Genomic DNA, 15447 nt, shown 5'->3' with positions numbered 1-15447 from the left:
AGATATTTTGCATTTATTTACGAAATAAGTTCCGTTCAGGTATACAAAATCGTAAAGCCGAAAGAGTTAAGAGGTTTATTTTTGCCTTATGCGTGGAAACTGTCATCAGGAGAACTGACACTGTTAAAGGGAGATGTGCGTTTCCATGATGTTGTGTTCGGCTATGTGCCGGAGAAAACGGTGCTGAACGGAATATCATTGTTTGCAAAACCGGGACAGATCACATATGATGGGATCGACGTCAAAGATATCAGGAAAGATGACCTGCGGCGTTCTCTTTCCATGGTAATACAGGATACACATTTGTTTACAGGCACGATCGCACACAGGCTTTCCACCGTAAGAAATTCCAATGCGATCATGGTACTTGAAAAAGGAGAGAATGATAATGGGATATTTAATTTCCGAGACAACAAAAGAAGAACGTGAAAAGATCGTGGCAGAATCATTAGGAAACATAGATGCAGCCTGCGATGGCTGCATGTCAGGACTTGTGGAAATGTATCAGGATTATATTGATGGGAAAAAAGAATTGCGCGAGATCAATATGGAGTTCAATGCCCGCTATGTGAAAAGTGAGGATATGCCTGGAAGAGAAGGCTGCGGGTCTCAGGGAAGATAAGGAGGAAAATCAAATGAGTTTCGTAAAAGGAATCCATCATGTACGTTTGAAAAGCAGCCGGATTTGAAAAAAGAGAGTGCGGGCAGCTTTGGCAACAGATGTTGAAAATTAAAGTCAACTAAAATTTACGAAAAACCAGTTATCAAACCCACCAGGACATGATATAATGGTAAAAATGTACTAGTTATGTGCAGGAACAGAAGGGGGAGCGTAAGTGATGACATTTGCGGTTTTGTGGCTGTTACTTCATATATTTGGTGTTCTTGTGGCTTTTGATTTACTGGTGATTGTTTTCCGGAAGGAAGATACAAACTATAGAGGGGAGCTTATCTTAACGATTGCCTGTTGTCTGGTGACACTTGTGGCAAAAAGTATTTACATTGTGGGCGGTCAGAAAGAAACTATGGTTGTGATCGGGAAAATGGAATACCTGGGAAAATGTTTTGGTAATTTCTGCGCTCTCATGTTTATGATACGCTGGAAAAATATAAAAATCCCTCAGTGGGCGATTCATCTGCTCCTTGTGGTAAACATGGGATTTTATGTTATGATCGCAACCGTTGATTATCATCATCTATACTATAAAGATTACTGGCTGGCTCCTTCGAAGGCAAACCTGAACGGATATACGCTGGAAATCTCTCCAGCACCAATGTACTATGTCTATATGGCTTTCTTACTGGCAGAAATCATGACCACGATCGGCATCATCATCTCTTCCTACTGCTCTCAGAGAAGTATGCCCAATAAAGGAAAAATCCATTTCCTTATGATCGCAGCGATGCTTTCACCAATGCTCCTGTTGTCTCTGCGCATTTTAAAAATTCTAAAAGGAGATGATCCAACACCTCTTGGAATTCTGTTGTCCTGTATCTTTATGAGCATTGCCGTTGTAAAATACGGCTTGTTTGATCCTGTCAAAAATGCAAAAAATTATATTATTGATAATCTGAAAGAAGCTGTCATTGTAACAGATGCGGATCACCGTTTCCTTTTTTTAAATTCGATGGCGGATAAAATTATTACTTCTATAAATATGGAACAGGGATATTGCACGGATGATAAGATATATACATTTATTCAGGGCAGTCAGGATTTTTTTGACTGGAAAGACCGGCATTATCAGGTGGAAGAAACGGTGTTAAAGGACAATGAACTGATACAGGGATATATGATGACAATTATCGACGTGACAAAGATCATAGAGCAGAACCATCTGATGAAGCGTCTTGTATTACAGACGGAAGATGCCAACCGTGCCAAAACCAACTTCGTTTCGAATATGTCACATGAGATACGTACGCCGATGAACTCTATTGTGGGAATTACAGAGATCTTACTGCGTTCCCGGCATTCACCGAAGGAGCAGGAATATCTGCTGAATATCCAGAGTTCCGGGCGTGTGCTTCTTACGATCATCAATGATGTGCTGGATTGTTCAAAGATGGAAGCTGGTAAAATGCAGCTGTTTGATGAACCGTATGATACATGTTCAATGTTTCATGATCTGAGGATCAGTATGGAAAACAGGATCGGACATTCCGGTCTGGAACTGATCTATGATATTGATCAGGATATTCCATGTAAGCTGAAAGGGGATATGGGGCGTATCCGTCAGGTCATCATAAACCTGGTGAATAACGCCATTAAATATACAGAGAAAGGCAGCGTCCGCTTTTCCGTGCATGTCAGACAGAAAAATACGGATAAAGTAATGCTTTATTATGAGGTGGCAGATACCGGGATCGGAATCCGCAAGGAAGATCAGAAAATTCTGTTCGATGCGTTTCAGCGCGTGGAGATGGACAGAAACCGTTATGTGGAAGGAACCGGACTGGGGTTGACAATTTCCCAGAATTTAGTCAATATGATGGGAGGAGTCATTGAAGTAGAAAGCGAATATGGCAAGGGAAGTAAGTTTTACTTTACGATAGAACAGACCATTGTTGATGCGACACCAATGTCTGCTGTTAATTACGAGCAGCAGAAGGAGAGTGTGATCGAAAAAGAAGCAGAGAATCTGTTTATTGCGCCGGAAGCTCATATTTTGCTTGTAGATGATAATGATCTGAATCTTGTGGTTGCGCAGGAGCTTTTAAAGCCGCTTCAGATGCAGATAGATACCGCGGAAAATGGTATGCAGGCAGTTAAGATGGTTCGGCAGGATCAATATGATCTGGTATTGATGGATCATATGATGCCGGTTATGGATGGAATAGAAGCTACAAAAGAGATTCGTGCATTGCCGGATGAAAAACGAAAAGAAGTGCCGATCATTGCACTCACTGCAAATGCAATGGTAGATGCGAGAAAAGAATTTTTGAATGTGGGGATGAATGGTTTTGTTGCAAAACCGATTGAGTTTACACGGATCTGTAATCAGTTAAAGTTATGGCTTCCGAAAGAGCTTATACACGAGATTTCTAAGGAAGAGGCAAAAGAACTTATTACAGAGGATGATATGGATGCTGCGGCAGAGACAGAAAGATCACAGGAAGTAACAGACGGATTTTCGTTTGAAGAGGGGGTAAAACGTTGTGGTTCAAAAGCAGCCCTTATGAAAACGATCCAGATTTTTTACCGTACGATCGACAGCAAGGCAAATAAGATCGAACAGTGCCTGAAAGAAGGTCTGATCAATGATTATGTCATTGAAGTACATGCGTTAAAGAGTTCCGCACTTCTGATCGGTGCAGTACCGTTATCAGAGGCGGCAAAGGAACTTGAAAGTTGTGGTAAGCAGGCAGACACATCAGTGCTTGAGGAAAAAACACCGGATCTGCTTACGATGTACCGTGGTTTTAAAACGATACTCCGTCCTTATGCAGATAAGGAGGAAGCTGCCAAAAAAGAAGTTTCGGATGGCGAGTGGATCGATGGAAGAGATTATGGAATTGACAGATACCATGACGGAGTTATTGCGGGACTAAAGGAGGTTTATTATGCTTGAGGACAAAAGAGAATTTCTTATTTTGATGGAAGAACAGAGTTATCTGACGAAGTCATTTGAGAGTACATTTGAAAAAGAAAAGGTTAAAGCAAAGGTAGTAAATATCGCAATGGCAACAACGCTTACCACAAAAGAACAGCCACAGGGCTATCTGATCTGTACAAGTGCAGAACTTTTGAAAAAGGCGGTAGGTGTCAAGGTAATTGTCGATCATGCGATCAAGCATAAAACGCCTGTATTTGTTATGGGAAATGTGGAAGAGCTTGAGAAACTCTGGGAAACACTTCCAAAACAGATGTTTACCGATATCTTTATAAGACCGATCAATGTTGTGGAGATGGTGGAAAACATCAAACGGCAGGTCGATGAATATTACAGGATGAAAAAAAGAACGATTTTAGCAGTTGATGATTCGGGGGTAATACTTCGAAATATTAAGACACTGTTAGAAGATAAATATCAGGTGATCCCGGTCAATTCCAGCGAAATGGCGATCAAATACCTTGCCTTAAATATACCGGATCTGATCTTATTAGACTATGAAATGCCGATCGTCGACGGCAGGCAGTTTATGCAGATGATACGTGAAGATGCAGAATTTCAGAATATTCCGATCATTTTCCTGACGGGAAAAAATGATGCACAGACAGTCATGAACGTGATGTCATTAAAGCCGGACGGTTATCTGTTAAAGAGCATGGATGCACAGAAACTGCATGCAGCAATCGATGATTTCTTTAAAAAGCGGACAAAATAATATGGAAAAATACCTCCTTTGCAGGCATGATATAAATCTGCTCAGGGGGTATTTTATTGATATTGAAACCCACCATTTACCGGGACCTGTAATATCAGAAGAATAAAAATCAAAAAAAAAACTAAGAAAAGTTTAATCTTCACAAAATTGACAAATCTGTATGTAATGATAGAATAACTTTGTTGAAAAAGAGACTATGAGAGATTGAATTATGAGGAAACCATGAAGATAAAGTTATATTTTGAAAAAGAGAATCTGATCCGGCTTGCAGTTGCAATGGTGTTTGCAGCAGTGCTGTTTGCAGTCATTCGATTTCCGATATGGGTGCTGCTTGGTTTTGGAGTACTTTATTTTGGAATCAAGAGCTTAAAGATTGAATTAAATGAAAAACTGTCATGGCTGTGGAGTGCGCTTATGCTGGGAAGCGGCGGTATTTTTACGGCTTATCATATCCAGTACCTGCTTTTGGATGCAGAACTGAGAGCTAAGATTTCAGATAACAAAATGCTGTTAAACGTATTATGCTGCCTGGTAGTTTTTCTGGTCGTCCAGGTATTTACGAATAATACAGGCTTAACCTGCCTGATCTCGCACATTGTGCTTTTATCCTTTGCAGGGATCAACTATTTTGTATATTTGTTTCGGGGAAATGAATTTATTTTCAGTGATTTAAAGTCCATTCAGACAGGACTATCCGTGGCAGGCAATTATGAATTTGTCATGGATGTAAGGGCAGGGTATGTGATACTTCTTTCCACGCTGTATGTTGCACTGATCCGGAAATTGCATGTTTCCTTCAAAAAAAGGATTCCAATGTCGATCGTCTGTATTTCACTTGCCGTGCTTTGCTGTGTATATATAGGAAAACATACGCAGACTGTAGTGACAGAAACATGGGAACAAAAGGGAAGTTATAGAAACGGTTATATCTTAAACTTTGTGTTAAGTATCCGTGACTGCTTTATTGCGGAGCCGGAGGGATATTCGAAAGAGGCAGTGCAGGAACTGGAAAAACAGTATGCAAAAGAGACGGATACCGATAATGGGGGGAAAGAAAAGAAGCCGACGATCATTGTTGTTATGAGTGAGTCTTATGCGGATTTAAGCGTGGTGGGTAATTTCTCAACGAATATCGATCTGACGCCGTTTTATGATTCTCTGGAAGATAATACGATCAAGGGACACGCGCTTTCTTCAGTATTTGGTGCTAAGACACCGAACTCGGAGTGGGAATTTTTAACCGGCAACTCCATGGCATTTCTTCCGAGCGGTTCGGTTGTCTATCAGCAGTACATTACCGATACGCCGACGTCGCTGGTGTCAGATCTGAAAAATATCGGATATACCTGTGTGGCAATGCATCCTTATTATGAGACCGGATGGAGCAGGAATATTGTATATCCGAATATGGGATTTGATGAGTCACACTTTATAGACGATTTTGACCAGACCAAGATCTTACGTGATTATATTACAGATCAGGAACTGTATGAAAAGATCGTTGACCGTTATGAGAGCAAAAAGTCCAATGAAGATTTATTTATCATGAGTATTTCCATGCAGAATCATGGTGGTTATACGGAAAAATATGATAATTTTGATGAAAAGGCACGGATGCTCGGTATCAATTATCCGGATGTGAACCAGTATCTGTCATTGATTCATGAGAGTGATTCTGCATTAGAGTATCTGATCTCCTATTTTGAAAAAGTGGATGATCCGGTGGAGATCGTCTTTTTCGGAGATCATCAGCCAAGTTTATCATCCAGCTTTTATCCGTATCTGAATGGAAAAGGTCTGGGGGGACTGACGCTGTCGGAACTTGAAAATCTCTATACAGTACCATTTTTCATCTGGACAAATTATGACAGCGAAAAAGAAAATGTTGAGTTGACAAGTCTTAATTATCTGTCTACATTGGCATTAGAGCGTGCGGGCATCACGCTTCCGGCATATAACCAGTTTTTAGCTGACATGATGGAAGAAATTCCTGCAGTCAATTCCAGAGGTTTTTATTCAAAATCACAGGGCAGATTTTTGCATGTGGAGGATGCGGCCGGTGAGGACGCCAGATGGCTGAAAAACTATGAGATACTGCAGTATAACAATATGTTTGATAAGCGAAATAAGAGTGAGTTATTTTTCCCATATCTAAAACAATAGAATGCATAGATGAGGCTGGGAGCAGATAGTGGTTAAAATACGATTTAAGGAGGAAAACAATAAGAGTTATGGAAGCGGTAGTACTAGGAAGTACAGGGATCAAAGTAAATAAAAATGGATTCGGTGCGTTACCGATCCAGAGAGTCAGTACGGAGGATGCGGTAAAACTGGTGAGAAAAGCGTATGAAGCGGGCATTACATTTTTTGACACAGCGCGTTTCTACACGGACAGCGAGGAAAAGTTAGGTGAAGCATTTGATGGAATGCGTGAGAAAGTTTATATTGCAACGAAAACAGCGGCAAATAATGCAGACGAATTCTGGGAGCAGCTTGGCATTTCTTTGCATAATTTAAGAACGGATTACATTGATATTTATCAGTTCCACAATCCGTCTTTCTGCCCGAAACCGGGGGATGGAACAGGACTTTATGAAGCAATGCTCGAAGCAAAAGCACAGGGAAAGATCCGTCATATCGGTATTACAAACCACAGACTTGCAGTTGCCGAGGAAGCGATCGAATCCGGATTGTACGAGACATTACAGTTCCCGTTCTGCTATCTGGCAACAGATAAAGATATTGCTCTGGTGGAAAAATGCAAAAAGGCAAATATGGGCTTTATTGCGATGAAGGCACTTTCCGGTGGACTGATCACAAATTCGGCAGCAGCCTATGCATTTGAAGCGCAGTATGAAAATGTACTGCCGATCTGGGGCGTGCAGAGAGAAAAAGAGTTGGACGAATTTATTTCTTATATTGACAATCCGCCAGCTATGACCGATGAGATCCGTGCGCTGATCGAGCATGACAGAAAAGAACTTGCGGGAGATTTCTGCCGCGGATGTGGTTATTGTATGCCGTGTCCGGCGGGTATCGAGATCAACAACTGTGCCCGCATGTCATTACTGCTCCGTCGTTCCCCGTCAGCGCTGCAGCTCACACCTGAGGTTCAGGCTAAGATGAAGAAAATTGAAAACTGCTTACATTGCAATAAGTGTAAGAGCAAATGTCCGTATGGGCTTGACACACCTGCGCTTCTGGCAAAAAATTATGAAGATTACAAACAGGTGCTTGCCGGAAACGTGAGTGTTAATTAGAAGATCACAAACAGATGCCTGCGGGGAACGTGAGTGCTAATTAGAAGATTACAAACAGGTGCCTGCGGAAACCGTAAGAGTCAATATCAGGAAGATAATGGCAGTGTGAAATATAAGCTGTCTGGAAATGAGGTTCATTATGAAAAAGTATGAAACAGTCGTTTTTGACCTGGATGGAACTTTATTGAATACGTTAGAGGATTTGGCGGATGCCACCAATCATGCACTGCGCACGATGCAGATGCCGGAGCGCACGATCGGTGAAGTGCGTTCATTCGTTGGAAACGGTGTGCGTCGTCTGATGGAACTTTCTGTTCCGGGAGGATTTGATAATCCAAAATTTGAAGAAACATTTTCCATATTTAAAAAATATTATGGAGAGCACTGCAATGACAAAACCAGAGCCTATGATGGTGTGGTTCCGCTGCTTCGTGAATTAAAAGAAAAAGGTTATGCCCTTGCGATCGTTTCTAATAAGATTGATTTTGCCGTCAAAGAATTGAATGAAATTTATTTTGAAGGTATCGTGCAGGCTGCGATCGGAGAACGCGAAGGTGTGGCGAGAAAACCGGCACCGGATATGGTAAAAACTGCACTGGAAGAACTGGGTAAATCTGCTGATACAGCCGTCTATATCGGGGATTCAGATGTGGATGTCATGACAGCAAAAAATTCCGGACTGCCATGTATCTCGGTACTCTGGGGATTCCGTGATAAGGAGTTTCTGATCGAACATGGAGCAACACATTTTGCAGAGAAACCAGAGGATATTGTAAAATTTTTAGAGCAGTAGAGGATGGCAGATTAGTCTGTCTGCAGAGGAAAGGAATTTTGCATGAAAAAAAGAAACTTTATATTGATTGTAGCATTGTCACTGTCATTGATGTTTGCAGCAGGCTGTGGTGAAAATAAGAGTATCGGTGCGGACAATAGCGCAGACCGTCAGGAAACGAGTGAAAGCACGGTACAGAATGAGGCACAGGCAGATGACACAGAATCTTCTGGAGATACACAGCGGGCAGAAACAACAGACATTGCCGATGGGACAGAAGCAGAACAGGAAGCACAGAGTGATTATCAGGTAGAGATGGTAAGTTATAAAAAAACAGAGCTGGTTGATATTTCTTACCCGAAGATCACAGGATGGAGTAATACCGACAAGCAGGAAGAATGGAATAACTACTTTGAAACTACTGCGAAAGAGGCTGCCGGGGAAATGACAGGAGATACAGAGGAGATGAGCCTTGGCGCAAACGATTCTGTAATGCTTACCTACACCGTACAGGAACAGACGCAGGATATATTGTCATTGACCTGTCAGGGTTATTATAATTATGAGGGAGCGGCACATCCGTCCGCAGCACTTACATCCGTTAACATTAACATGAAGACCGGCGAAAAAATGACATTTTCTGATTTTGCCGATCCGGATCAGACAGCAAAAATTTTATTTGCCGGGAAAGAGGATGGAGGCAGCGCGCAGGGGTATACGGTACTGGATGCAGATGGAAATCCTTCTGCAGAAATCACGATGAAGGATATTTTGGAATTTAATTTTATCTGGATGGAACCGACAGAGGAATCACTTGCAGCAAGCCTTGCTCATTTTGATGGCGATCCGGAGGATTATGGAACAGATGAGACAACAGGAGAATCTTACATGCATGATGGGAAAGTATATGTGATCTTTTATGTCAATCATGCTATGGGTGATTATGCAGTGGTAAGACTGGATTAGACGGAAGCGGGCGCTGGATGCAGAAGCATTTGACGTCCGCTTTGTCATATCTTTTGACACTCACATCATATCATGTTAAAATACATAGAACCTATGAGAAAACTAGGAATTAATGGAAAAATATAGTTTTTATAAAAAGGCAGTAAGAAGAAGGATTGTTATGCAGTCAGTACAGGAAAAATATAAAAATTTACAGGAATATTTAAAATCATTGGGCAGTGTTGCCGTTGCATTTTCCAGCGGAGTGGATTCTACATTTCTGCTTGCCGCTGCTAAAGAAACACTTGGTGCAGATCATGTGATCGCAGTTACCGCATCCTCCTGTTCTTTTCCGAAAAGGGAGTTAGAGGAGGCAAAGCAGTTTTGCAAGGAACAGGGAATCAGACATATCGTGTGCAAGTCAGAAGAACTTGATATCGAGGGATTCCGGCAGAATCCGAAGAACCGCTGTTACCTTTGCAAGCATGAGCTGTTTGAAAAAATACTTGAAATCGCAAATGAATATCAGATCAATGCCGTAGCAGAGGGTTCGAATATGGATGATAACGGCGATTATCGTCCGGGACTTGTAGCCGTAGCAGAACTTGGAATCAAAAGTCCGCTCAGAGAGGCCTTACTGAATAAAAAAGAGATCCGCACACTTTCCAAAGAAATGGGATTGCCGACATGGGACAAGCAGTCATTTGCGTGCCTTTCCTCCCGGTTTGTTTATGGAGAGACGATCTCTGAAGAAAAACTTGGTATGGTAGATAAGGCAGAACAGTTATTGCTTGATCTGGGATTTCATCAGGTGCGCGTAAGAATCCATGGGGATATTGCGCGTATTGAAGTGCTGCCGGATGAGATTGAGAGACTGGTTTCCGGGGAAAACCGGGAAAAGATTTATTCTTACCTGAAACAACTGGGATTTTCCTATGTGACACTTGATCTTGGTGGATACCGTATGGGAAGTATGAATGAGACACTATAGTGAAATAGCAATAGAGATAACAGGAGATATACAGGATATGTTAAATCAATTTTCGAGAACCCAGTTATTACTTGGGGCGGATAATATGGAACGGCTTGCCAATGCGAAAGTTGCGGTCTTTGGGATCGGCGGAGTTGGCGGCTATGTTGTGGAGGCACTTGCAAGAAGCGGAGTCGGATCTTTTGTGATCGTGGATGACGACAAGGTCTGCCTGACCAATATCAACCGTCAGATCATTGCAACCAGAAAGACAGTTGGAAAATATAAAGTTGATGTGATGACAGAGCGCATCTTAGAGATCAATCCGGATGCGAAGGTGGAAGCAAGAAAATGTTTTTATCTGCCGGAAAATGCACATGAGTTTGATTTTTCCGAATATGATTATGTCGTGGATGCAGTAGACACAGTTACAGCCAAATTAGAGATCATCATGCGGGCAAAAGAGTGTAACGTACCGGTGATCAGCTGTATGGGAGCCGGCAATAAATTAGATCCGACCAAATTTGAAGTAGCAGATATTTATAAGACGACAGTCTGTCCGCTTGCCCGTGTCATGCGCCGTGAGTTAAAAAAACGTGGCGTCAAAAAGTTAAAAGTTGTATATTCTAAGGAACAGCCGACAAGACCGATCGAAGATATGAGTATCAGCTGCCGTTCACATTGTGTCTGCCCGCCTGGAACAGTCCATAAATGTACAGAACGCCGTGATATTCCGGGAAGTATCGCATTTGTACCGTCTGTGGCAGGTCTGATCCTTGCAGGGGAAGTTATAAAAGACCTTACAAAATAATTCTTACAAAAATATTTAAAATATTGATGCAGGGAACATGAGGAAGATTAAAAAAGTTATGGGTGAAATACATGAAAAGGTATTTCACCTATTTTTTTGTGTGTGAATTTGCCTGTTTTTAGAAAAAAATAGACAAAAACAGAATATAATAAAAAAATTAGTACAAAAGTACAAAATGTATAACATAATACTTGCATTTGACAATGCAATGTGATAAAGTGTTATCAGCGTAAAGGGGCGCAGAGAAAAAGAGCCATCTTTGCGCATTTTTATTAAGGAGGAAAATCCTCTCCTCGTCAGAGGACTCGGATTTTTGCTTCGCAAAAACAAGGAGGAAAATCCTCTGCTCCTGCAAGAGGCACATGCTATGCAGGCATAGCAGACATTTTGCTCCGCAAAACAAGGAGGATTACTATTATGAAAAAAACCAAAGCAGTTTTGGCTATTTTGATGGCCGGAACAATGATGCTTGGTCTTGCAGGCTGTGGCGGGAACAGTTCTTCTGCAACACAGGGAACGACCACAGGCACAGAGACAGGCAGCGCAGCAGGTGATGCTGCAGGAACAGATGCCGCAGCAAGCGCATCAGACATGAATGTTATGCTTGAAACTCCGGTCGAGTCACTCGATCCGCAGCAGGCTACCGACGGAACATCCTTTGAGGTAATCGCTGATTACACCGACGGTCTGATGCAGATGGATGCAGACGGACAGGCAGTTCCGGCAATTGCAGAAAGCTATGATTTATCAGACGATGGTTTAACTTATACATTCCATCTTCGTACCGATGCAAAATGGAGCAACGGCACACCGGTTACCGCAGCAGATTTCGTATTCGGATGGCAGAGAGCAGTTGATCCGGATGTCGCATCAGAGTATGCATATATGTTAAGCGATATCGGTCAGATCAAAAATGCAGCAGAGATCATCGCAGGTGAGAAAGACAAGAGTGAACTTGGTGTGACAGCAGTAGACGACAATACACTTCAGGTTGAACTGAATGTACCAGTCAGCTATTTCACTTCTCTGATGTATTTCCCGACTTTCTATCCGGTAAATGAGGAGTTCTTTACTTCCTGTGGAGATACATTTGCAACAAGTCCTGAGACAGTATTATCAAACGGTGCATTTGTGCTGGATTCTTATCAGCCGGCAGCAACTGCATTCCATTTAACAAAAAATGCAGACTACTATGATACCGACAGAGTAAAACTTTCCGGATTAAGTTATCAGGTAATCCAGGATTCACAGCAGGCATTAATGAGCTACCAGACAGGAGCGCTTGATACAACATTAGTAAACGGTGAGCAGGTTGACCAGGTAAAAGATGATCCTGAATTCACAACCGTTGGTGCAGGCTACTTATGGTATGTCAGCCCTAACATCAGCGCAGTACCTGAACTCGCAAACTTAAATGTACGTCTTGCAATGACAATGGCAATCGACCGTGATGCCATCACAGCAGATGTATTAAAAGATGGTTCTGCTTCTACATGCACAGCAGTTCCGATGCAGTTTGCAGCAGGACCGGATGGATCTGACTTCTCCGAAGATCAGACGAAATTCTCTGATGTGTGTGTATATGATACAGAAAAAGCAGCAGATTACTGGGCAAAAGGTTTAGAGGAACTTGGAAAATCTGAGATCACTTTAGACATGGTAGTAGATGCAGATGATGCACCTCAGAAAGTAGCGCAGGTATTAAAAGAGCAGTGGGAGACAACTCTTCCTGGACTGACCGTAAACCTGGTTGTTGAGCCGAAGAAACAGCGTGTGGAAGACATGCAGAACGGTAACTTCCAGTTGGGTTTAACACGTTGGGGACCGGACTACGCAGATCCGATGACATATCTTGGAATGTGGGTAACAGATAACTCTAACAACTACGGTCTGTGGAGCAACGCAGATTACGATGCAATCATTGATGAGTGTACAACCGGTGATCTTTGCACAGATGCAGAGGGACGCTGGGCAAGACTCTACGATGCTGAGAAGATTGTTATGGATGAGGCAGTTATTTATCCGCTTTACACACAGTGCAACGCAGAGATGCTTTCTTCTAAAGTAACGGGCGTTGAGTATCATCCGGTAGCTATCAACCGTGTATACAAAGATGCTGTAAAGACCGAATAAAAAAGTGTTGAAACAGTAAATATTCTGTTTTGCAGGAAAATGAATATAGCCGCACTAAAGTGCAAAACTTTGGTGCGGCAATTTCATCATATTGTTGACGCTATAGGAAATGAGGCAGGAATTTCCTATGTCGTGAACGCAAAACTAAAGGAGGAAAATCCTCTGCTCCTGCAAAGGCAGTCGCATTTTGCTCCGCAAAACTAAAGGAGGATTAGAACGTGAAAAAATATGCACTTAAGAGAATCTTTACGTCTCTGTTTACGTTGCTTGCAATTTTGCTCGTTCTGTTTATTTTGATGCAGCTGATGCCGGGTTCTCCATTCAACGATGAGAAGTTAAATGCAGACCAGAGAGCAGCGCTGTATACGAAATATGGACTGGATCAGCCGTTGCCGGTACAGTTTGTGAAATATGTAGGCAATATGTTAAAGGGAGATCTCGGCGTAAGTTACAATATCTCAAAGAATACACCAATTTCCCAGTTGATAAAGACAAGACTTCCGATCTCCATCAGTATCGGAGGATATGCGGTGTTGATTGGTGCCGTGGTCGGGCTTTTGCTTGGACTTCTCGCGGCATTAAAACATGACACGATATGGGATTCGTTAGCGACGATCATTTCAGTTATCGGTGTGTCGGTACCGTCGTATGTGTTCGCGCTGGCACTCAGCTATAACTTCGGATTTAAATTAGGGTGGTTCCCGATGCTGTTTTCGGAGAGCGATATTTTCGGATCAAGCGTGCTGCCTAGTATCTCACTTTCGATGTTTACGATGGCGTCGATTGCACGTTTTACACGAAGTGAAATGCTTGAGGTACTCGGCAGCGATTATATGCTGCTTGCGGAGAGCAAAGGAATTTCGGGTTCAGCGCTGATTTTTAAACATGCACTGCGAAATGCACTGATCCCGATCATCACCGTGCTTGCACCGCTGATTGTCGATCTGATGACCGGTTCTCTGGTTGTTGAAAAAATATTTGCAATACCGGGTGTCGGAAGTCTTCTGGTAAATGCCATTCAGTCGAACGACTACAACGTGGTTATCGCATTAAGCTTTATTTATTCTGCAATGTACATTGCCATCATGCTTGTGGTAGATATCCTTTACGGAATCATTGACCCGAGAATTCGTCTGGCAAAGAAAGGAGACTGATATGGTGTCACAGGAAAATACCATGAATGTGGGAAATGATGCTGCCGGCTACATACCGGTCGAGGCGGATTTTAAATTTAAACATACGGATGGCGAACTTGCGTTAGATGACAACTTTGCAGCACAGAGTTTCTGGAAAGACGTATTGATCCGCTATTTCAAAAAAATCAGTGCAGTGATCGGTCTGATCCTGATCATTATCATTACGGTATTTGCAATTATTGGCCCGGGGATGAATGATTTCAGTTACTCCGAACAGTCACTGACACAGAAAAACTTTGCACCGAGGGTAAAAGGTCTTGAAAAACTTGGCATCTTCGATGGCAGTGAGGGCATGAAAACAACGACCGGAACAAAAAAGATCAATTACTATGAAGAAAAAGGCTTAGATGATCTTTACTACTGGTTCGGAAGTGATAACTTCGGACGTGATATCTGGACACGTACCTGGTCCGGCGCACGCGTTTCCCTGATTATCGCCGTAGCAGCCGCTATCATCGATATGGTGATCGGTATGAGCTATGGACTGATCTCCGGATATTTTGGCGGGAAAGTCGATATGTTCATGCAGCGGTTTCTGGAGGTCGCGAACGGTATTCCGCGTCTTGTTATTGTAACTCTTTTATTATTAGTACTGCAGCCGGGTATGCTTACCATTATTTTTGCATTGATGCTGACAGAGTGGGTCGGCATGAGCCGTATCGCAAGAGCTGAGATGCTCAAATTAAAAGAGCAGGAATTTGTACTTGCATCACGGACACTTGGAGCAGGAAATTTCTTTATTATCTTTAAAGAAGTTCTGCCAAATATCATTGGACCGATCATTACACAGGTAATGTTCTCCATCCCGACAGCGATCTTTACCGAGGCGTTCTTAAGTTTCGTAGGTCTTGGTATTCCGGTGCCGCAGTGTTCACTTGGTTCACTGATCTCCGAAGGATTTAACAGTTTTACCACACATCCGTACCAGATCATTCCGCCGATCGTTGTAATGGCGCTTCTGATGTTAAGCTTTAACCTTGTAGCAGATGGTTTACGTGAAGCATTAGATCCGAAGCTGAAAGAAATGTAAG

General features: G+C 42.4%; 12 protein-coding genes and 1 pseudogene. All 13 read left to right on the top strand.

Translation table 11 applies throughout. From position 1 onward, the window contains the following. Positions 1-84: 84 nt before the first annotated feature. Positions 85-333, top strand: a pseudogene (locus ACDD58_RS08330) (ABC transporter ATP-binding protein); the annotation flags it as partial. Positions 334-388: 55 nt separating this feature from the next. Continuing rightward, positions 389-622: a purine biosynthesis protein PurH gene (locus tag ACDD58_RS08325; protein ID WP_117920220.1), complete on the top strand. Its 234-nt coding sequence runs from the start codon at positions 389-391 to the stop codon at positions 620-622. A gap of 217 nt (positions 623-839) precedes the next feature. Beyond that, positions 840-3572, top strand: coding sequence for a response regulator (locus tag ACDD58_RS08320; protein WP_370777474.1), 2733 nt, complete (start codon positions 840-842; stop codon positions 3570-3572). Continuing rightward, entirely contained in the window at positions 3565-4329 is a 765-nt protein-coding gene (locus ACDD58_RS08315; protein ID WP_370776907.1) for a PleD family two-component system response regulator, read from the top strand. Before ACDD58_RS08320 ends, ACDD58_RS08315 begins: the two co-directional genes overlap by 8 nt. Positions 4330-4551: 222 nt before the next feature. After that, entirely contained in the window at positions 4552-6492 is a 1941-nt protein-coding gene (locus ACDD58_RS08310) for an LTA synthase family protein (protein ID WP_370776905.1), read from the top strand. A gap of 68 nt (positions 6493-6560) precedes the next feature. Further along, positions 6561-7589 carry an aldo/keto reductase gene (locus tag ACDD58_RS08305; protein WP_370776903.1) on the top strand — a complete coding sequence of 343 codons (1029 nt, stop codon included), beginning with the start codon at positions 6561-6563 and terminating at the stop codon, positions 7587-7589. 139 nt (positions 7590-7728) lie between these two features. Beyond that, complete coding sequence (locus tag ACDD58_RS08300; protein ID WP_117920213.1) at positions 7729-8382, top strand: HAD family hydrolase; 654 nt, start codon at positions 7729-7731, stop codon at positions 8380-8382. 42 nt (positions 8383-8424) lie between these two features. Next, a complete protein-coding gene (locus tag ACDD58_RS08295) occupies positions 8425-9327 on the top strand; it encodes a PdaC/SigV domain-containing protein (RefSeq protein ID WP_117920211.1) in 903 nt (300 codons plus the stop codon). Positions 9328-9487: 160 nt separating this feature from the next. Further along, positions 9488-10297, top strand: a complete 810-nt coding sequence (gene larE, locus ACDD58_RS08290; RefSeq protein ID WP_117920306.1) for an ATP-dependent sacrificial sulfur transferase LarE — start codon at positions 9488-9490, stop codon at positions 10295-10297. Positions 10298-10334: 37 nt separating this feature from the next. Beyond that, the gene (locus tag ACDD58_RS08285) at positions 10335-11087 is read left to right on the top strand and encodes a ThiF family adenylyltransferase (protein WP_117920208.1); all 753 of its coding nucleotides are present in this window, start codon (positions 10335-10337) and stop codon (positions 11085-11087) included. 417 nt (positions 11088-11504) lie between these two features. After that, on the top strand, positions 11505-13220 hold the full coding sequence (locus ACDD58_RS08280; protein WP_370776899.1) for a peptide ABC transporter substrate-binding protein: 1716 nt from the start codon (positions 11505-11507) through the stop codon (positions 13218-13220). Between the two features lie 218 nt (positions 13221-13438). Continuing rightward, positions 13439-14374, top strand: a complete 936-nt coding sequence (locus ACDD58_RS08275; RefSeq protein WP_370776896.1) for an ABC transporter permease — start codon at positions 13439-13441, stop codon at positions 14372-14374. Position 14375: 1 nt separating this feature from the next. After that, complete coding sequence (locus ACDD58_RS08270) at positions 14376-15446, top strand: ABC transporter permease (protein ID WP_006857402.1); 1071 nt, start codon at positions 14376-14378, stop codon at positions 15444-15446. Position 15447: the final 1 nt, after the last annotated feature.

Source organism: Roseburia sp. (assembly GCF_041325975.1).
GTDB classification, from domain to species: domain Bacteria; phylum Bacillota; class Clostridia; order Lachnospirales; family Lachnospiraceae; genus Roseburia; species Roseburia rectibacter.
Note: the sequence above shows the minus strand (reverse complement) of the source record. Positions and strands in the feature narration are given on the sequence as shown.

Coding starts and splice junctions, on each gene's coding strand:
- ACDD58_RS08320 (WP_370777474.1), top strand. CDS start 840: ATGACATTTGCGGTTTTGTGGCTGTTACTTCATATATTTGGTGTTCTT.
- ACDD58_RS08310 (WP_370776905.1), top strand. CDS start 4,552: ATGAAGATAAAGTTATATTTTGAAAAAGAGAATCTGATCCGGCTTGCA.
- ACDD58_RS08285 (WP_117920208.1), top strand. CDS start 10,335: ATGTTAAATCAATTTTCGAGAACCCAGTTATTACTTGGGGCGGATAAT.
- ACDD58_RS08270 (WP_006857402.1), top strand. CDS start 14,376: ATGGTGTCACAGGAAAATACCATGAATGTGGGAAATGATGCTGCCGGC.
- ACDD58_RS08300 (WP_117920213.1), top strand. CDS start 7,729: ATGAAAAAGTATGAAACAGTCGTTTTTGACCTGGATGGAACTTTATTG.
- ACDD58_RS08305 (WP_370776903.1), top strand. CDS start 6,561: ATGGAAGCGGTAGTACTAGGAAGTACAGGGATCAAAGTAAATAAAAAT.
- ACDD58_RS08280 (WP_370776899.1), top strand. CDS start 11,505: ATGAAAAAAACCAAAGCAGTTTTGGCTATTTTGATGGCCGGAACAATG.
- ACDD58_RS08295 (WP_117920211.1), top strand. CDS start 8,425: ATGAAAAAAAGAAACTTTATATTGATTGTAGCATTGTCACTGTCATTG.
- larE (WP_117920306.1), top strand. CDS start 9,488: ATGCAGTCAGTACAGGAAAAATATAAAAATTTACAGGAATATTTAAAA.
- ACDD58_RS08315 (WP_370776907.1), top strand. CDS start 3,565: ATGCTTGAGGACAAAAGAGAATTTCTTATTTTGATGGAAGAACAGAGT.
- ACDD58_RS08325 (WP_117920220.1), top strand. CDS start 389: ATGGGATATTTAATTTCCGAGACAACAAAAGAAGAACGTGAAAAGATC.